Origin of the sequence: Streptomyces sp. NPDC051315, from assembly GCF_044455165.1 — a bacterium.
Lineage (GTDB): Bacteria > Actinomycetota > Actinomycetes > Streptomycetales > Streptomycetaceae > Streptomyces.
Window position 1 is genome coordinate 262,989 of the sequence record NZ_JBITEN010000010.1, and the last position, 16,777, is coordinate 279,765.

Sequence of the window (16,777 nt, forward strand, 5' to 3'; positions counted from 1 at the left end):
TGAGGGTCCCTCCATGGACGACGTCCCGCCCCTCGCCGGGGGCTACGAGATCTCCGCCGACCCCGCCCGGATCGACGCCGAGCGGGTGCACCGCTGGCTGTCCACCGACGCCTACTGGGCCCTCGGACGGGCGCGGGAGAAGCAGGACCGGGCGATCGCCGCGTCACTCAACTTCGGGGCCTACGACACCGGGTCGGGGGAGCAGGTCGCCTACGCGCGGGTCGTGACGGACCTGGCGACCTTCGCGTGGCTGTGCGACGTGTACGTGGACCCGGCCGTACGGGGCAAGGGCATCGGGACCTCGCTCGTCACGGCCGTGCGCGACCACCTCCGGCCGCACGGGCTGCGCCGCATCCTGCTCGCCACGCACGACGCGCACGGCGTCTACCGGAAGATCGGCTTCGAGGCCCTGGCCAGACCCGACCAGTGGATGGCGCTGGTTTTCGAGAAGTTCTCCGCCGACACCCCTTGACCTGCGTACTTGCGCGCTTCACCATCACCGCATGGCACTCCGGGTCACGTTCGTCGCCGCCGCGCGCAGCTCTTTGCTGCTCGCGGAACGCTTCGAGGACGACCGGCCGCTGGACCAGGCGGCCTGGGACGAGGTGCAGCGCGCCGCCGGTGACCTGTTGCCGCTCGCGGCGGCCGAGCTGCGCTACTGCTCGCCGACCCCGCGCAGCCGCGCCACGGGGGACGCGCTCGGCTACGCCCCCCTCGTCCAGCTGGGCCTGCGCGACTGCGACATGGGCCGCTGGCGCGGACTCACGCTGGGCGAGGCGATGGCCCGGGAACCGGAGGCCGTGGACGCCTGGCTGGCCGACCCGCGGGCCACTCCGCACGGCGGCGAGTCACTGCTGGAGTTCATCTCCCGGGTCGGCGGCTGGCTCGACACGCGGCCGGTGGAGGACGGCTGCCGGATCGTCGCCGTGGCCGAGCCGAGCGTGATCCGGGCCGCCCTGGTGTACACCCTCAAGGCGCCGCCCTCGAGCTACTGGAACATCGACGTCAGACCCCTGTCGACGACCACCGTCACCGGCCGGGGCGGGCGGTGGAACCTGCGGTTCGAGGGGGCGTCGGTTCAGCCCTCCCGTGCCTGACCGGCCCGGCCGGCGGTCTCGCGCACGTACTCCGTGGTGAGCAGCAGGTCCTTGGCCGGGCCACCCACGCGCCAGACCGTCCGCCAGCGGTCCGCGTCCCGCACGGTGAACTCGCCCCGGTAGAGGTCGGCGGCGCAGGGGTGGTCGGCCACGTGCCGCCCGGTCGCCAGGTCCAGGTCGTGGAAGGGGCGGCCGTCGGCGAAGCGTACGTCCACCGTGCCGGGTACCGGTCCCGGCAGGAAGCGCAGGGTGCGCTCGGCGGGACGGGAGACGCCCCGCCAGGTGAACGTGCCGGACTCGTGGTGCAGCAGCCCGCCCTCCGCGAGCGGGCCGAAAATCGTCGTGCCCTCGAAGCGCCCCTCGTCGCCGCTCGCCCGGTCCCGCACCGTCCGCTCAACCCGCCAGCTCCCGGCGAGGTACGCCAGGGCATCACGCACTGGCCAGAACTCGCCCATGTCGTACCGTCCTCCGTCCCGTCCGTCGCTGCGCGACCCATTGACGCGCTCACGCCCCCTCCCTATCTTGCCGTTCGAAGTGCTGATCAAAGTTCGATATCTCGAACAATGAAACGATGCCCCACCCGAGCCGCGGAGTATCCATGTCACGCAGCACCACCCGCACCCGTTGGAGACTCGGTCTCACCACCACCGCTCTCCTGACGGCCGGTGCCCTCCTCCCCGCGCCCGCCCACGCCGAGGACGTCGCCGACTACGCCATCACCGTCGACCCCACCGCCAAGGGCGCGGCCATCGACGACACGATGTACGGCGTCTTCTTCGAGGACATCAACCGCGCCGCCGACGGCGGCCTGTACGCCGAGCTCGTGCAGAACCGGTCCTTCGAGTACTCCACCGTCGACAACCGCTCCTACACCCCCCTCACCTCCTGGACGGTCGACGGCGCCGCGCAGGTCCTGAACGACGCCGGCCGCCTCAACGAACGCAACCGCAGCTACCTCTCGCTGGGCGCCGGTGCGTCCGTCACGAACGCCGGATACAACACCGGCATCCGCGTCGAGCAGGGCAAGAAGTACGACTTCTCGGTGTGGGTCCGGGCCGAGGGCGGCACCACCCTCACCGTCGGCCTCCAGGACGCCGACGGCACCCTGGCAGCCGCCCGCCGGGTGGCCGCGAAGGGCGGCTGGGCCAAGTACAGGGCGACCTTCACCGGCACCCGCACCAGCAGCGACGGCCGGCTGACCGTCGCCTCCTCGGGCGCGGCCGCCCTCGACATGGTGTCGCTCTTCCCGCGCGACACCTACAAGCACCAGTCCAACGGCCTGCGCAAGGACCTCGCCGAGAAGGTCGCCGCCCTGAAGCCCGGCTTCCTGCGCTTCCCCGGCGGCTGCCTGGTCAACACCAACTCCATGGAGGACTACAGCGAGGCCTCCGGCTGGCAGCGCGCCCGCTCCTACCAGTGGAAGGACACCATCGGCCCCGTCGAGGAACGCGCCACCAACGCCAACTTCTGGGGCTACAACCAGAGTTACGGCCTCGGCTACTACGAGTACTTCCGCTTCGCCGAGGACATCGGCGCGATGCCGCTGCCCGTCGTCCCGGCCCTGGTGACCGGCTGCGGCCAGAACCAGGCCGTCGTCGACGACGCGCTGCTGAAGCGGCACATCCAGGACACCCTCGACCTCATCGAGTTCGCCAACGGACCCGTGACGTCGACCTGGGGCAGGAAGCGCGCCCAGATGGGCCACCCGAAGCCCTTCCGCCTCACCCACGTCGGGGTCGGGAACGAGGAGAACCTGCCGGTCGAGTTCATGGCCCGGTTCACGCAGTTCCGCGCCGCCATCGAGGCCGAGTACCCGGACATCACGGTCGTCTCCAACTCCGGCCCGGACGACGCCGGTTCCACCTTCGACACGGCCTGGCGGCTGAACCGCGAAGCCGGGGTCGACCTGGTCGACGAGCACTACTACAACAGCCCGCAGTGGTTCCTGCAGAACAACGACCGCTACGACTCCTACGACCGCAGCGGTCCCAAGGTCTTCCTCGGCGAGTACGCCTCCTGGGGCAACGCCTTCAAGAACGGCCTCGCCGAAGCGGCCTTCATGACCGGCCTGGAGCGCAACGCGGACGTCGTCAAGCTCGCCTCGTACGCGCCGCTGTTCGCCAACGAGGACTACGTCCAGTGGAGCCCCGACATGGTGTGGTTCAACAACCACGCCTCCTGGAACTCGGCCAACTACGAGGTCCAGAAGCTGTTCATGAACAACGTCGGTGACCGCGTCGTGCCCTCGACGGCCACCTCCACCCCCGCCCTGAGCGGTCCCATCACCGGCGCCGTCGGGCTGTCGACCTGGGCGACGACGGCGGCGTACGACGACGTCAAGGTGACCGGCGCCGACGGCACCACGCTGCTCAGTGACGACTTCTCCGGTGACGCCTCCCGGTGGACGCACACCGGAGGCGGCAGCTGGAGCCTCCAGGACGGGCAGTACGTCCAGACCGACGCCGCCGCCGAGAACACCATGGTCTCGGCCGGGGACACGGACTGGCACGACTACGACCTGCACGTGAAGGCCACCAAGAAGTCCGGCAAGGAGGGCTTCCTCGTCGCCTTCGGCGTGAAGGACACCGGCAACTACTACTGGTGGAACCTGGGCGGCTGGAACAACACCCAGACCGCCGTCGAGCAGGCGGTGGACGGCGGCAAGTCGACGCTCCTGTCCAAGGCGGGGACGGTCGAGACGGGCCGCGCCTACGACATCGACATCAAGGTGCGGGGCCGCCAGGTCACCCTCTACCTCGACGGCCAGGAGTGGGGCAGCTTCACCGACGACAAGCCGGCCGAGCCCTTCCGTCAGGTCGTCACCCAGGACAAGAAGACCGGTGACCTGATCGTGAAGGTCGTCAACGCCCAGTCCGCGGACGCCCGCACGGCGATCGACCTCGGTGGCGCCAAGGTCGCCTCCACCGCGCGGGTGACCACGCTGACCGCCGCACCTGACGCGGTCAACACGCAGACGCAGACCCCGGTCGCCCCGGTGAGCTCCACCTTCACCGGAGTCGCCGACAGGTTCACGTACACCTTCCCGGCGAACTCGGTCACCTTCCTGCGGATCAGGCAGAGGTAGGCGGCCGGCCGGGACGTCCGTCAGCCGTTCTTCCGCCGGAACCAGCCCCGCTTGCTCGGCGCCTGCGGGGCCTGCGGGAACTGCTGCGGGGCGGCCTGCGAGGGCTGTGGGGTGGCGGCCTGCGGGGCAGGTCCGGCGAACGGCGGCAGCGTCTTGAAGCGCTCGTCGAGGGTGACCGTGGGCGTGAGCCGGTGCAGGGCCGCACGGACGAGGGTGAGCGGGTGGTCGGGGAACTGCGGGTCCCACTGCTCGTGGTCGCCGACGTGGTAGGGCAGCCCGCCGAGCTGCCCGCCCGCGTAGGGGTGGGGCCGGAAGTAGTCGGCCGGCCCCACCTGGGCCATGATCGTGCTCTCGCGCAGTCCGGTCATCGCCCCCTCGGCGGCCTGCACCTTCAGGACGGTGCTGCATCCGGCGCGCGGCACGGTCCAGGTGCCGAGGAAGGCCTGCCCGGGCCGGCTGGACAGCGGCATCTTCACCAGCTGGCGGATCGCCGGGACGCCGTCCACGGTGCCGGGCACCGCCTCGATGAGTCCGCCACCGGCCGTGGCCACCCCCTGCGCGAGTCCGGCCCGCAGCCGCTCGGTCTCGTGCAGGGGAGCCGGCAGGTCCGGCACGAGCGGGAAGAAGTGGACCGACAGGACGAGCCCCGCCGCATCGGTCCACACACCCGGCTCACGCTCGGTGAAGCCGGTGAGGTCCAGTCCGGTGATCGGTGTCATGTGATCATCATGCCGGGCCGTCACCGGTGGCAGAACACGCAGCCCTCCCAGTCCGGCAGCGCGCTCAGCACCCGGTGGCGCGTACAGCCGGCCACGGCCGGTGGCGGGAGCGCGTCGCCGGGCGGGCCGCCGGCGGGGGGCTCGAACCCCTCGGCGATCTCCCGGAAGCGGCGCAGGTACTCCGGCGCGTACGGCGGCTCGTAACCGAGCTCCTCCCAGCGGTGCCGCCGCGCGGCCAGGCCGGTCACGGCGAGGACGAAGGCCTTGGCCGCGGCCCGTTCCCCGGCCGTGCCGCCCCACCCCAGCTCGGCCAGGTCGAAGCCGACCGCTCCGCGGCCCAGCACGCTCTGGTCCTGCCGGGCCAGCAGCGCCGCGAACCGCAGCTCCCACGGCCGCTCCGCGAGCTCCGCTACGGCGAGGGTCAGCACCTCGACGAAGACCTCCGTGCCGCCGTTGGACAGGTACATGCTGTCGGCCCCGGCCCGGAAGACATTGCCCATGCCGGGAGGTTACGCAACCCGGTGGGGTGGGCACGGATCGCCCCGGGCCCCGGCCCCTGCATGGATTGCATAAACGTGCAGCGAAACGTATAGTCATGCCATCCAAGAGGAGGAGTCCATGGCGGTACGTGCGGCAGTGGCCGGAGCGAGCGGATATGCGGGCGGCGAAGTGCTGCGCCTGCTCCTCGCGCACCCCGAGGTCGAGATCGGCGCCCTGACCGGCAATTCCAACGCGGGCCAGAAGCTGGGCACGCTCCAGCCGCACCTGCTGCCGCTGGCCGGCCGAGTCCTTCAGGAGACCACCGCCGAGGTCCTCGCCGGGCACGACGTCGTCTTCCTCGCCCTCCCGCACGGGCAGTCCGCCGCCGTCGCCGAGCGGCTCGGCCCGGACGTCCTCGTCGTCGACATGGGCGCCGACTTCCGGCTGAAGGACCCGGCCGACTGGGAGCGGTTCTACGGTTCCGCGCACGCCGGCACCTGGCCCTACGGCCTTCCCGAACTGCCGGGCGGCCGCGCCGCGCTGGAGGGGTCCAAGCGCATCGCGGTCCCCGGTTGCTACCCCACGGCCGTCTCCCTCGCCCTCTTCCCGGCGTACGCGGCCGGTCTGGCCGAGAACGAGGCCGTGATCGTCGCCGCGTCCGGCACCTCCGGCGCGGGCAAGGCGCCCAAGCCGCACCTGCTGGGCAGCGAGGTCATGGGCTCCATGTCGCCGTACGGCGTCGGCGGCGGCCACCGGCACACGCCCGAGATGATCCAGAACCTCAGCGCGGCGGCGGGGGAGCGGGTCTCCGTCTCCTTCACGCCGACCCTCGCGCCGATGCCGCGGGGCATCCTCGCCACGTGCAGCGCCTCCGCGAAGCCGGGGGTCACCGCCGAGAGCGTGCGCGCCGCCTACGAGAAGGCCTTCGCCGACGAACCCTTCGTGCACCTCCTGCCCGAAGGCCAGTGGCCCGCCACGGGGTCCGTCCACGGGTCCAACGCCGTCCAGGTACAGGTCGCCCATGACGCGGCTGCGGGCCGCGTCATCGCGATCAGCGCCCTCGACAACCTGACCAAGGGCACCGCCGGCGGTGCCGTCCAGAGCATGAACATCGCCCTCGGGTTCCCCGAGGACACGGGACTTTCCACGATCGGAGTCGCACCGTGAGCGTCACGGCAGCCAAGGGATTCACGGCGGCGGGCATCGCCGCCGGGATCAAGGAGAACGGCAACCCGGACCTGGCCCTCGTGGTCAACAACGGGCCGCGCCGCGCCGCCGCGGGCGTCTTCACCTCCAATCGCGTCAAGGCCGCGCCGGTGCTGTGGTCCGAGCAGGTCCTCAAGAGCGGTGAACTGGCCGCCGTGATCCTCAACTCCGGTGGCGCCAACGCCTGTACCGGCCCGAAGGGCTTCCAGGACACGCACGCCACCGCCGAGAAGGTCGCGGACGTGCTCGGCGTGGGCGCCGGCGAGGTGGCCGTGTGCTCCACCGGCCTCATCGGCGTGCTGCTCCCGATGGACAAGCTCCTGCCCGGCGTGGAGACCGCCGCCGCCCAGCTCTCCGAGCACGGCGGCGAGAAGGCCGCCATCGCCATCAAGACCACCGACACCGTCCACAAGACGTCCGTCGTCACCAAGGACGGCTGGACCGTCGGCGGCATGGCCAAGGGCGCGGGCATGCTCGCCCCGGGCCTCGCCACCATGCTCGTCGTCCTCACCACCGACGCCGACCTCGACGGTGAGACCCTGGACAAGGCCCTGCGCGCCGCGACGAGGGTGACCTTCGACCGCGTCGACTCCGACGGCTGCATGTCCACCAACGACACGGTGCTGCTGCTCGCCTCCGGCGCCTCCGGAGTCACCCCGCAGTACGAGGAGTTCGCCGCCGCCGTCCGCGCCGTCTGCGACGACCTCGGCCAGCAGCTGATCCGGGACGCCGAGGGCGCCAGCAAGGACATCAAGGTCGAGGTGGTCAACGCCGCGACCGAGGACGACGCCGTCGAGGTGGGCCGCTCCATCGCCCGCAACAACCTCCTCAAGTGCGCCATCCACGGCGAGGACCCCAACTGGGGCCGTGTGCTCTCCGCGATCGGCACCACGTCCGCCGCCTTCGAGCCGGACCGGCTCAACGTCGCCATCAACGGCGTCTGGGTGTGCAAGAACGGCGGTGTCGGCGAGGACCGCGAGAAGGTCGACATGCGCTACCGCGAGGTGCACATCGTCGCCGACCTGGCCGCGGGCTCCCAGACGGCCACCATCTGGACCAACGACCTCACCGCCGACTACGTCCACGAGAACAGCGCGTACTCGTCATGAGCACCACTCGCAAGCACACCGCCCTGCCCAAGGCCCAGATCCTCATCGAGGCACTGCCCTGGCTGGTCCGTCACAACGGCAAGACCGTCGTGATCAAGTTCGGCGGCAACGCCATGGTCGACGAGGAACTGAAGGCCGCCTTCGCCCAGGACGTCGTGTTCCTGCACCACGCCGGCCTCAAGCCCGTCGTCGTGCACGGCGGCGGCCCGCAGATCAGCGCCGCCCTCGACAAGCACGGCATCGTCAGCGAGTTCAAGGCCGGCCTGCGGGTCACCACCGAGGACGCCATGGACGTCGTACGGATGGTGCTGGCCGGGCAGGTCCAGCGCGAGCTGGTCGGTCTGCTCAACCAGCACGGACCGCTCGCCGTCGGCCTCACCGGCGAGGACGCCCACACCATCACCGCCACCAAGCACCAGCCCGAGATCGACGGCGAGTTGGTCGACATCGGGCGGGTCGGCGAGATCACCTCGATCGACACCGGCGCGATCGAGGCCCTGCTTGCCGACGGCCGCATCCCGGTCGTCTCCTCGATCGCCCGCTCCCAGGACGACGGACATGTCTACAACGTCAATGCTGATACGGCGGCTGCGGCACTCGCTGCGGCACTGGGCGCCGAAACGCTCATGGTCCTCACCGACGTGGAGGGCCTCTACGAGGACTGGCCGAACTCCGACGAGGTGATCAGCCGCCTCACCGCCTCCCAACTGGAGAAGCTGCTGCCGGAGCTGTCCTCCGGCATGGTCCCCAAGATGGAGGGCTGCCTGCACGCCGTGCGAGGCGGCGTCACCACCGCCCGTGTCATCGACGGGCGGGTCCAGCACTCGATCCTGCTGGAGATCTTCACCGACGAGGGCATCGGCACGATGGTCGTGCCCGACGAGATTCCGGGCGAACAGGGGGAGTCGTCATGAGCAACGCGGCCATGGGCAATCAGGAACTGACCGCGCGGTGGCAGGGCGCGCTCATGAACAACTACGGCACCCCGAGGCTCCCGCTCGTCCGCGGTGAGGGCACCAAGCTGTGGGACGCCGACGGCAAGGAATACCTCGACTTCGTCGGCGGCATCGCGGTCAACGCGCTCGGCCACGCGCACCCGGCGGTCGTGGAGGCCGTCAGCAGGCAGATCGGGTCGCTCGGACACGTCTCCAACCTCTTCATCGCCGAACCGCCCGTCGCCCTCGCCGAACGGCTGCTCCGGCACTTCGGCCGCGACGGCAGGGTCTACTTCTGCAACTCCGGCGCCGAGGCCAACGAGGGCGCCTTCAAGATCGGCCGGCTGACCGGGCGGACCCACATGGTCGCCACCCAGGGCGGCTTCCACGGCCGCACCATGGGCGCCCTCGCGCTCACCGGCCAGCCCGGCAAGCAGGGCCCCTTCCTGCCGCTGCCCGGCGACGTGACGCACGTCCCGTACGGCGACGCGCAGGCGCTGGCCGCGGCGGTGACCGAGGAGACGGCTCTGGTGATCATCGAGCCGGTCCAGGGTGAGAACGGCGTCGTCGTGCCGCCCGCCGGCTACCTCAAGGCGGCCCGGGCGATCACCGCGGCCACCGGCTCGCTGCTCGTGCTGGACGAGGTGCAGACCGGGATCGGCCGCACCGGGCACTGGTTCGAGTACCAGGCCCACGAGGGCGTGCTGCCGGACGTCGTGACGCTGGCCAAGGGGCTCGGCGGTGGGCTGCCGCTCGGCGCGACGGTCGCCTTCGGACGGGCGGCGGAACTGCTGCGGCCCGGTCAGCACGGGACGACCTTCGGCGGCAACCCGATCGCCTGCGCCGCCGGGCTCGCCGTCCTCGACACCATCGAGAACGAGGGTCTGCTGGAGAACGTCAAGCGGCAGGGCGAGAAGCTGCGGAACGGAATCGAGGGCCTCGGCCACCCGTTGATCGATTATGTCCGGGGCGCGGGCCTGCTCCTGGGTATCGTGCTCACCGAGCCGCTCGCGCCCCAGGTGCAGCAGGCGGCTCAGGAGGCCGGATTCCTCGTGAACGCGCCCGCCCCCGACGTCGTCCGGCTGATGCCGCCGCTGAATCTCGGCGACGACGAGGTGGACGCCTTCCTCGGGGCACTGCCCGGCCTCCTCGACGCAGTGAGCGGGGACGGACGATCCGGAGAATGAGACGACGATGAGCCAGGCGCAGGACCACGAGCAGCCGGGGGCCAACGGGCCCGCCGTGCCGCAGACCCGCACCGCCCGCCACCGCCGGATCGTGGACATCCTCAACCGGCAGCCCGTGCGCTCGCAGAGCCAGTTGGCGAAGCTGCTCGCCGACGACGGGCTGAGCGTCACGCAGGCGACGCTCTCCCGGGACCTCGACGAGCTGAACGCGGTGAAGATCCGCAATACCGACGGCGACCTGATCTACGCGGTGCCCAGCGAGGGCGGCTTCCGTACGCCTCGGGCCCCGCTGGGGGAGTCGGCGAAGGAGGAGCGGATGCGGCGGCTCTCCCAGGAGCTGCTGATCTCGGCGGAGGCCTCGGCCAACCTCGTGGTCCTGCGGACTCCTCCGGGGGCCGCGCAGTTCCTGGCCTCGGCCATCGACCAGGCCGAGCTGCACGACATCCTCGGCACGATCGCGGGCGACGACACGTTGTTGCTGATCAGCAGGGAGCCGACGGGCGGACAGGCCCTGGCGGACCACTTGCTGAGGCTGGCGCAGAACGGCCACTGAGAGGGGCGCACGCGGAGCCGACCACTTGCTGAGGCCGGCGCAGAACGGCCACTGAGAGGCGTGGACGCGGGGGTCGCCGACTGCGGGTGCGTGCCGCCGACTGCGGGTGCGGGGCTGGTCGGGCGGCTCTCCGCGCCCCTTCACGTCCGCTCGGTGGCGGGGAGCCGTGCCGGGCGGCACGGGCGGGCGCAGCGGCACCCCGTCGGCGCGGGTGAGCGGGGCGCCCGCGGCTGCGGCCTGATCCGCCGGACAGGCCTCTAGCCGAGACGCGCGGCGAGGCCCCCCGTACACCGCACCTCGTCGCCCGCCGTGATCAGCAGCGCCTCCACGTCCGGCAGCGACTCCAGCCACCTCAGCGCCTCCCGCGAGCCCATCGCGAACGCGGCCGTCGCCCAGCAGTCCGCCCAGGTCAGCCGGGGTGCGACGACGGTCACGGCGACCAGGTCGGTCACCGCGGAGCGGCCGGTGCGCGGATCGACGATGTGCGTCCCACGCTCGGCCGTCCCCGACGTGGCCACGGCCAGCTCCTCCGCCCCGGCCGCGGAGACCACCGCCGCCAGCCCGCCCGGCCGCAGCGGATCCGACACCCCGACCCGCCACGGCCGCTCCGGCGCGGGCACGCCCAGCAGCTGCACGTCCCCGCCGCCGTTGACGCTCACCCCGCTCACGCCCGCCGCGGCGATCATCCGTGCCGCACGCTCGGCGGCCCATCCCTTCACGATCCCGGTCGGGTCGAGCCGGCCCTGGTAGCGCATGCTGAACCAGCCGTCGCTCACCCGCTCCGCCTCGGCGCCCAGCTCCAGCACCTCGGCCACCTCGGCGTCGCACTCCCCGACGCTCGTCTCCCCGCGCATCAGCCGGGAGATCTGGCTGTCCTCGCGGTAGGTGCTGAACACCTCGTCGACGCGGTGCAGCGAGGCGACCGCCTCCCGGAGTGCCGCCTGCACCGCGGAGGGTTCCCCGCCGCGGACGTCGAAGGAGAAGACCGTCCCCATGACCTCCTCCGCGTGACGCACCGCGGCGGGAGTCTGTGCCGACTCGGCCACCGTGTCAGCCACCGGCCTGGTCCAGCGCCGACTGCAGGGACTTCTTGTAGCCCGCGCTGGTGTAGGTGGCCCCGGAGACGGAGTCGATGTCGGCGCTGCCGGCCGCGACGGCCGCCTGGTTGAGCTTGGGCACGGCGCCGGCGTTGATCTGGTCGCTCTGGCCGCCCTTGGGCTGCTGCACGGCCTCGGCCTGGGTGATCTTCCCGTCGGTGACGGTGATACGGACCTGCACGGCCCCGTACTGGGTGTCCGCCACGTCACCGGTGAAGGTGCCGGACGCCTGGGCGCTCCCGGAGTCCTGCGACCCCGACCCCTGGGACCCGGCCTCCTGCGCGCCGGAGTCCTGAGAGCCCGAGCCCTGTGTTCCCGCGCTCGCGTTCGCCTTGTCGATCGCGGACTGGAGGGACTGCTTGTAGCCGGTGCTGGTGTAGGTCGCCCCGGAGACCGTGTCGATGTTCGGGCTCTGCGTGGTGACCACGGCCTCGTTGAGCTGGGGTACGGCGTCGGCGGTGATCCGGTCGCTCTGGCCGCCCTTGGGCGCCTGGACGGTCTCAGCCTTGGTGATCTTGTTGTTGGCGACGGTGATACGGACCTGCACGGCCCCGTACTGGGTGTCCGCCGCGTCACCGGTGAAGGTGCCGGAGACCTGGGCGGCACCGGACCCCTGGGAGGCCCCCGCGCTCGCCTTCGCCTTGTCCAGCGCCGACTGCAACGACTTCTTGTAGCCCTCGCTGGTGTAGGTGGCCCCGGAGACGGAGTCGATCTCGGCGCTCTGCGCGGCGACCGCGGCCTGGTTGAGCTTGGGCACGGCGCCGGCGTTGATCTGGTCGCTCTGGCCGCCCTTGGGCTGCTGCACGGCCTCGGCCTGGGTGATCTTCCCGTTGGCCACGGTCAGCCGGACCTGCACCGGTCCGTACTGGGTCTGGGCCACGTCACCGGTGACCGTGCCGTTGCCCGCGGCCGCCTGGGCGCCGCCCTGGACCGAGGACTGCGGGGGCACCGCGGCCGCCGAGGAGGCCGGGTCGTCCGACGGCTTCAGCGTCAGCAGCAGCACGATCCCGGACACAGTGGCAGCGCTGGCGAGCACAATGCGCCGCATGGGGTGGCTTTTCTTCATCGCTCCTGATTCCCGTGATTCCGTGGACCGTTTTCCGCGGAACGCCTGATTGCGTGCACCGCTTGACTCCGTGGACCGTTTCCGTGACCGCTTCCGTGGGCCCGCCGGACGGTCCGTCGCTCACATCTCGAACGACTCGTGATGGATGCGGCGGGCGGGGACCCCGGCGCCGCGCAGTGCCTCGTACACCGACTGGGCGAAACCGTTCGGCCCGCACATGAAGACGTCGTGCTCCTCGATGTCCGGCAGCTTGCGGCGCAGGGACTCCGCCGAGATGTCGGGGCGCTCCCCGTCGGGGCTGTTGACCGCGTACATCAGCCGCGCCCCGCGCTCGTCGGCGATCTTCGCCAGCTCGTCCCACAGGGCCAGGTCCTGGGTGCTGTTGGCCCGGTAGAGGAGGGTGATGTCGCCGGCCCCGCCCGGCAGCGTCTCGAACAGCGCCCGCATCGGCGTGATCCCGACCCCGCCGGCCACCAGCAGCACCTTGCCGCGGCTGCGCCGGGACGCCGTCATCGCGCCGTAGGGGCCCTCGGCCCACACCTTGGTGCCCGGCCGCAGCTCGCGCAGCGCCGCGCTGTGGTCACCGATCGCCTTGACCGTGATCCGCAGCAGCTCCGGCCGGGGCGCCGCCGACAGCGAGTACGGGTGGGAGCTGAACCGCATGCCCGGCGCCATGAACCGCCACCGGAAGAACTGCCCGGCCTCCGCGCCGATCCGGTGCAGCTTGCGCCCGCCGATGAGCACCGACACGATGCCGGGCGTCTCCTCGATGACCGCCTCGACGTACATGCGGTGCCGCAGGTTCAGCCGGATCGGCGTGAGGATGCGGTACCAGACGACGAGCGCGGTGACCGACCCGTACAGCGCGTACCAGGCGGTCTTCGCGGCCGGCTCGACGGCGAAGTCGTTGCCGGTGGTGATCTGGTGCCAGAACGTCAGGAACACCGCGGCGTACGTCATCAGGTGGACGTGGTACCAGGTGTCGTACGGCATCCGGCGGCGGACCGGGCCGATCGAGACCAGCCCGATGACCAGCAGCAGACCGGTGCCGATGGCGGCCTTGCCCATGTCGGGCAGCTGGTTCACGGAGTCGACCGTCTGCTGGACGATGTCACCGAGCGACTTGCCGGCCTGGAGCGCGTACCCCCACATGATGAGGAAGACGTGCGCGAAGGTGAGGCTGAGGGTGTACCGGCCGGTCATCGCGTGCCAGCGCGCCACCCGGTCCGAGCCCACCCGCCGCTCCAGCGCCGGCACCCGGGCCATCTGCAGCACGACCAGCGCCATCAGGTACCCGGCGAGCAGGCCGGTGATCCGCCCCGCGTTCAGGATCATGCCGTTGGTGTCCGCGATGGACGGCGTGTTGTTCCACCACAGCCACAGCACGCCCGCCGCGCCCGCCCAGACGGCGATCAACAGCGGGACGGCCGGGGAGCGGCGTGGACGGATGCGGCGCATCGTCTGGCGGCGGGCGGCACGGCCGCCGGCGATCGTCGTGGTCACGGTTCCTCCGTGGGTACGGACCCTTGGCCCACAGATACGTGCCGACTCCGCCGAGTGTTCAGTGTCCCGCCGAGTCCCGTGCCGGCGTGCGCGACGGGACCGGGGCGGGCGTGCGCGAGGAGACCGGGACCGGCTGCGTCCCCTCGCGCGAGGCGCGTCCCTCACAGGCGTACGCGAGGCGCACCCCTCACAGGCTTACGAGCGGCCGGGGGACGCGACCTCCGGCCCACCCGCGGCCCACCCGCGGTCACCGCTGTCCGTCGTCGCTCAGCCCAGCGGGTTGAGCAGATCCGCCCGCCCCTGGAAGGCGTACAGCAGCAGGTCGGTCATCCCGAAGACGTCCTCGGCGTTGCGCTCCGGGACGGGGCTGAGGAAGGGACGCCAGAACGGGTCGCGCACGATGGAGTACCGGCTGCCCTCGATGGCCCGGTGGAAGACCTCGGCGACGATGCGCCCGCCGACACCGGTCAGCCTGCCGGCGCCCTTCACCTCGGCCTCGCGCAGGACGTAGAACCACAACGGGCAGTTCCTGGCGAGCTTCTCGGAGAGCGCGTCGGAGAACCGGGCGCCGCCACCGTCCGCGAGGTCGGCCGCGGTCAGCGGCTCCACGTCGACCTTCCGGTCGGCGAGGTGCTCCACCATCTGCTGTCCTGTCGCCAGGCGCAGCATCGACGCCCGGGTGAGGTTGCGGAAGGCGAGGTTCAGCTCGATGGCCGGGGGAGCCGGCTGTCCCCGGCCGCCGAAGGAGCCGAGCGGGAGCTGGGCGAGGGGGTTCACCAGCAGGGTGTCGATGCGCTTGGCGACGTTGAACTGCTCGGCGGGTACCTGGAGTTCGGTCCGGTCCGGCACCGCCTCCCCGAAGGCGAACAACCGCCGGAAATCCGCGATCCAGTTGGTGGGAAGGCGTTCGAACTCGCCCGCCTCGGGGTCCGTCGGATCGGCGGGTGGCGGGGAGAGGATGCCACTGGTCCCGCTGAACTGGAACAGCAGCTCGAGCGTGCCCCGGCCCTGGTCGAAGATCCGGTTCCAGTTGTAGCGGCCCCGGACCATGCTGTGGCCGAACCGGTAGGCGGCGACCGAGAACTCGATGGGCATCGTCGGCCGGTCCTGCTCGCCCGGGGCCGGCTCGAACACCCTGCGCCCGTTGCCGAAGACGTCCGAGACGACGGCGGGGTCGACGATCCTGGGCAGGAAGTCGTGGCGCAGCATCCACTGGTAGTGCTTGACGACCGTCTCGCGCGCCGACTCGAACAGCACCGCGCTCGACACGCCCTGGTCGACCAGGTCGGCCACCACACGGTTGTGGAACCGGATGAAGGCGGCGTGGATCTGGGCGACGACGAGGTTCTCGTCGTTGCGCGGGTCCGGGATCAGCGGCCGGCGCCGCTCGGACTTCAGCGAGCCCGCGCCCACGCGGGGCAGGTCGAAGCCGGACAGCGGCCGGCCGACGACGGAGGCGTCCCCCGGCACGCCCTGCGTCGTCCCGGACTTCAGCCGGAGTCCGTCGTCCTCGTAGAACCGGCGGTCGAAGCGGTGGCCGGGCCCGAGCCCGTAGAGGGAGTCGAGGTCCAGCGCGGGAGAGCGGCCCTGGAGGAGCTCCCGCACCGTGATCTCGTCCTCCAGGCGCACCGCCGTGGCGTCCAGCGTCAGGTCGTGGTCCACGAACTGGCCGAGGTAGGTGAACCCGGCCGGTACGCCGGCCTGGTCGGGCTGGTCCCGGTCGGGGTCGGTCATCGCCTCGGCCAGTTCCGTACGGGCGGCCCGGTCGAGCAGCTGGGACGTCCTGGCCTTCGGCCCCAGCCGGGAGAACTGGAAGCGGCGCAGGGCCGCCACCGTGGAAGGCGCCAGGGGTTCCGCGGGGCCTCCCTCCGGGGAGTCGGCGAGGATGCCCTCGCCGACGACGTGGAACGAGGAGCGGACATGGCGTTTGCTCTGTGGTTCGCGTGCGGGTCGGAACATGAATCCCCCATGTGGTCCCGATGCGCGAGAGCGCGCACGTGTGAGCCCACGGTAGGAGACACGAGCGACGGAAGGGAGAATTCCGTCAAATGGCCCAAGAATCACCTGTGTGTGCACATGGCTCACATGGCATGTTGGTGTCAAATCGGGCGCGAAGGTGAGGGTGCGGAGGAGGGCAGGGGCAGCGGGAGGCCCGGCAGTCCGTCGATGCTCGTCGCGACGTGTTCCTTCTTCGCGAAGTACGCGCTGAGCGACTCGTCGTCCTCCCGTGCGAACCGCTTCCCGTGCAGGTCGCGATCGTCGTCGTACGTCATGAACGGCACCGCGTAACCGCAGGTGTCCCGTACGAGGTCGGCACGCACGAGGATGATCGCGCGCAGTCCGTGCGGGCTCGGGTCGATGTCCGGGAAGTGGGCGAGGAGTTCCGTGAAGCGCGGATCGTCGCGGAACACCGGCTCCCCGCGGCCGTGCACCCGCACGATGTTGGGCGGCCCCTGGAACGCGCACCACATCAGGGTGATCCGGCCGTTCTCACGCAGATGCGCGATGGTCTCCGCGTTGGAGCCGGCGAAGTCGAGGTAGGCCACGGTGTGTTCGTCGACGACGGCGAACGAACCCTTCAGGCCCTTGGGGGAGAGGTTGACCGTGCCGTCGGCCGCCAGGGGCGCGGTCGCGGTGAAGAAGAGGGGCTGCTCCTCGATGAACGTGCGGAGCCTGCCGTCGATGCGCTCGTAAGTCTTTCCCATGCCTAAGGATTATCCGGGAGAGTCTTTCGCGCGTC

Annotated in this window: 16 protein-coding genes; 8 read left to right on the forward strand and 8 right to left on the reverse strand. The window is 71.3% G+C overall.

The genetic code is table 11. The annotated features are described in order from the left end of the window. Nucleotides 1–13 precede the first annotated feature (13 nt). Nucleotides 14–472, forward strand: coding sequence for a GNAT family N-acetyltransferase (locus tag ACIBBD_RS21080; RefSeq protein ID WP_399420978.1), 459 nt, complete (start codon nt 14–16; stop codon nt 470–472). A gap of 31 nt (nt 473–503) precedes the next feature. Beyond that, nucleotides 504–1,097, forward strand: a complete 594-nt coding sequence (locus tag ACIBBD_RS21085; protein ID WP_399420979.1) for a histidine phosphatase family protein — start codon at nt 504–506, stop codon at nt 1,095–1,097. Here the strand turns inward: ACIBBD_RS21085 and ACIBBD_RS21090 are convergent. Continuing rightward, on the reverse strand, nt 1,079–1,552 hold the full coding sequence (locus ACIBBD_RS21090) for a DUF6314 family protein (RefSeq protein ID WP_399420980.1): 474 nt from the start codon (nt 1,550–1,552) through the stop codon (nt 1,079–1,081). The genes ACIBBD_RS21085 and ACIBBD_RS21090 overlap by 19 nt on opposite strands. Nucleotides 1,553–1,695: 143 nt before the next feature. On the opposite strand from ACIBBD_RS21090, the gene ACIBBD_RS21095 reads away from it, so the two are divergent. Then, nucleotides 1,696–4,182 carry an alpha-L-arabinofuranosidase C-terminal domain-containing protein gene (locus ACIBBD_RS21095; RefSeq protein WP_399420981.1) on the forward strand — a complete coding sequence of 829 codons (2,487 nt, stop codon included), beginning with the start codon at nt 1,696–1,698 and terminating at the stop codon, nt 4,180–4,182. Nucleotides 4,183–4,202: 20 nt separating this feature from the next. Here the strand turns inward: ACIBBD_RS21095 and ACIBBD_RS21100 are convergent, their stop codons facing one another. Then, entirely contained in the window at nt 4,203–4,901 is a 699-nt protein-coding gene (locus ACIBBD_RS21100; RefSeq protein WP_399420982.1) for a hypothetical protein, read from the reverse strand. A gap of 20 nt (nt 4,902–4,921) precedes the next feature. Continuing rightward, the gene (locus ACIBBD_RS21105) at nt 4,922–5,401 is read right to left on the reverse strand and encodes a hypothetical protein (RefSeq protein ID WP_399420983.1); all 480 of its coding nucleotides are present in this window, start codon (nt 5,399–5,401) and stop codon (nt 4,922–4,924) included. Between the two features lie 118 nt (nt 5,402–5,519). On the opposite strand from ACIBBD_RS21105, the gene argC reads away from it, so the two are divergent. Genes argC through ACIBBD_RS21130 form a run of 5 tightly spaced genes read left to right on the forward strand, consistent with a single transcriptional unit; the run spans nt 5,520 to nt 10,371 of the window. After that, complete coding sequence (gene argC, locus ACIBBD_RS21110) at nt 5,520–6,548, forward strand: N-acetyl-gamma-glutamyl-phosphate reductase (protein ID WP_399420984.1); 1,029 nt, start codon at nt 5,520–5,522, stop codon at nt 6,546–6,548. Next, entirely contained in the window at nt 6,545–7,696 is a 1,152-nt protein-coding gene (gene argJ, locus ACIBBD_RS21115) for a bifunctional glutamate N-acetyltransferase/amino-acid acetyltransferase ArgJ (protein ID WP_399420985.1), read from the forward strand. Before argC ends, argJ begins: the two co-directional genes overlap by 4 nt. Then, on the forward strand, nt 7,693–8,610 hold the full coding sequence (gene argB, locus ACIBBD_RS21120; RefSeq protein ID WP_399420986.1) for an acetylglutamate kinase: 918 nt from the start codon (nt 7,693–7,695) through the stop codon (nt 8,608–8,610). The genes argJ and argB overlap by 4 nt, the downstream gene beginning before the upstream one ends. An 11-nt stretch (nt 8,611–8,621) precedes the next feature. Continuing rightward, nucleotides 8,622–9,818: an acetylornithine transaminase gene (locus tag ACIBBD_RS21125; RefSeq protein ID WP_399421031.1), complete on the forward strand. Its 1,197-nt coding sequence runs from the start codon at nt 8,622–8,624 to the stop codon at nt 9,816–9,818. A gap of 7 nt (nt 9,819–9,825) precedes the next feature. Further along, complete coding sequence (locus tag ACIBBD_RS21130; protein WP_189936685.1) at nt 9,826–10,371, forward strand: arginine repressor; 546 nt, start codon at nt 9,826–9,828, stop codon at nt 10,369–10,371. Nucleotides 10,372–10,628: 257 nt separating this feature from the next. On the opposite strand, the gene ACIBBD_RS21135 is transcribed toward ACIBBD_RS21130, so the two are convergent. From ACIBBD_RS21135 to ACIBBD_RS21155, 5 genes are all read right to left on the reverse strand, one after another. Continuing rightward, the gene (locus ACIBBD_RS21135; RefSeq protein WP_399421032.1) at nt 10,629–11,366 is read right to left on the reverse strand and encodes an FAD:protein FMN transferase; all 738 of its coding nucleotides are present in this window, start codon (nt 11,364–11,366) and stop codon (nt 10,629–10,631) included. A gap of 55 nt (nt 11,367–11,421) precedes the next feature. Then, nucleotides 11,422–12,516 (reverse strand): FMN-binding protein, encoded by a 1,095-nt coding sequence (locus ACIBBD_RS21140; RefSeq protein ID WP_399420987.1) that lies wholly within the window; start codon nt 12,514–12,516, stop codon nt 11,422–11,424. Nucleotides 12,517–12,654: 138 nt separating this feature from the next. Beyond that, the gene (locus ACIBBD_RS21145; protein ID WP_399420988.1) at nt 12,655–14,037 is read right to left on the reverse strand and encodes a ferric reductase-like transmembrane domain-containing protein; all 1,383 of its coding nucleotides are present in this window, start codon (nt 14,035–14,037) and stop codon (nt 12,655–12,657) included. A gap of 267 nt (nt 14,038–14,304) precedes the next feature. Further along, a complete protein-coding gene (locus ACIBBD_RS21150) occupies nt 14,305–15,996 on the reverse strand; it encodes a heme peroxidase family protein (RefSeq protein ID WP_399420989.1) in 1,692 nt (563 codons plus the stop codon). A 140-nt stretch (nt 15,997–16,136) separates the two neighbouring features. Continuing rightward, complete coding sequence (locus ACIBBD_RS21155; RefSeq protein ID WP_399420990.1) at nt 16,137–16,742, reverse strand: pyridoxamine 5'-phosphate oxidase family protein; 606 nt, start codon at nt 16,740–16,742, stop codon at nt 16,137–16,139. Between the last annotated feature and the right edge of the window lie 35 nt (nt 16,743–16,777).

Coding starts and splice junctions, on each gene's coding strand:
- ACIBBD_RS21080 (WP_399420978.1), top strand. CDS start 14: ATGGACGACGTCCCGCCCCTCGCCGGGGGCTACGAGATCTCCGCCGAC.
- ACIBBD_RS21085 (WP_399420979.1), top strand. CDS start 504: ATGGCACTCCGGGTCACGTTCGTCGCCGCCGCGCGCAGCTCTTTGCTG.
- ACIBBD_RS21090 (WP_399420980.1), bottom strand. CDS start 1,552: ATGGGCGAGTTCTGGCCAGTGCGTGATGCCCTGGCGTACCTCGCCGGG.
- ACIBBD_RS21095 (WP_399420981.1), top strand. CDS start 1,696: ATGTCACGCAGCACCACCCGCACCCGTTGGAGACTCGGTCTCACCACC.
- ACIBBD_RS21100 (WP_399420982.1), bottom strand. CDS start 4,901: ATGACACCGATCACCGGACTGGACCTCACCGGCTTCACCGAGCGTGAG.
- ACIBBD_RS21105 (WP_399420983.1), bottom strand. CDS start 5,401: ATGGGCAATGTCTTCCGGGCCGGGGCCGACAGCATGTACCTGTCCAAC.
- argC (WP_399420984.1), top strand. CDS start 5,520: ATGGCGGTACGTGCGGCAGTGGCCGGAGCGAGCGGATATGCGGGCGGC.
- argB (WP_399420986.1), top strand. CDS start 7,693: ATGAGCACCACTCGCAAGCACACCGCCCTGCCCAAGGCCCAGATCCTC.
- ACIBBD_RS21125 (WP_399421031.1), top strand. CDS start 8,622: ATGGGCAATCAGGAACTGACCGCGCGGTGGCAGGGCGCGCTCATGAAC.
- ACIBBD_RS21130 (WP_189936685.1), top strand. CDS start 9,826: ATGAGCCAGGCGCAGGACCACGAGCAGCCGGGGGCCAACGGGCCCGCC.
- ACIBBD_RS21135 (WP_399421032.1), bottom strand. CDS start 11,366: ATGGGGACGGTCTTCTCCTTCGACGTCCGCGGCGGGGAACCCTCCGCG.
- ACIBBD_RS21140 (WP_399420987.1), bottom strand. CDS start 12,516: ATGCGGCGCATTGTGCTCGCCAGCGCTGCCACTGTGTCCGGGATCGTG.
- ACIBBD_RS21150 (WP_399420989.1), bottom strand. CDS start 15,996: ATGTTCCGACCCGCACGCGAACCACAGAGCAAACGCCATGTCCGCTCC.
- ACIBBD_RS21155 (WP_399420990.1), bottom strand. CDS start 16,742: ATGGGAAAGACTTACGAGCGCATCGACGGCAGGCTCCGCACGTTCATC.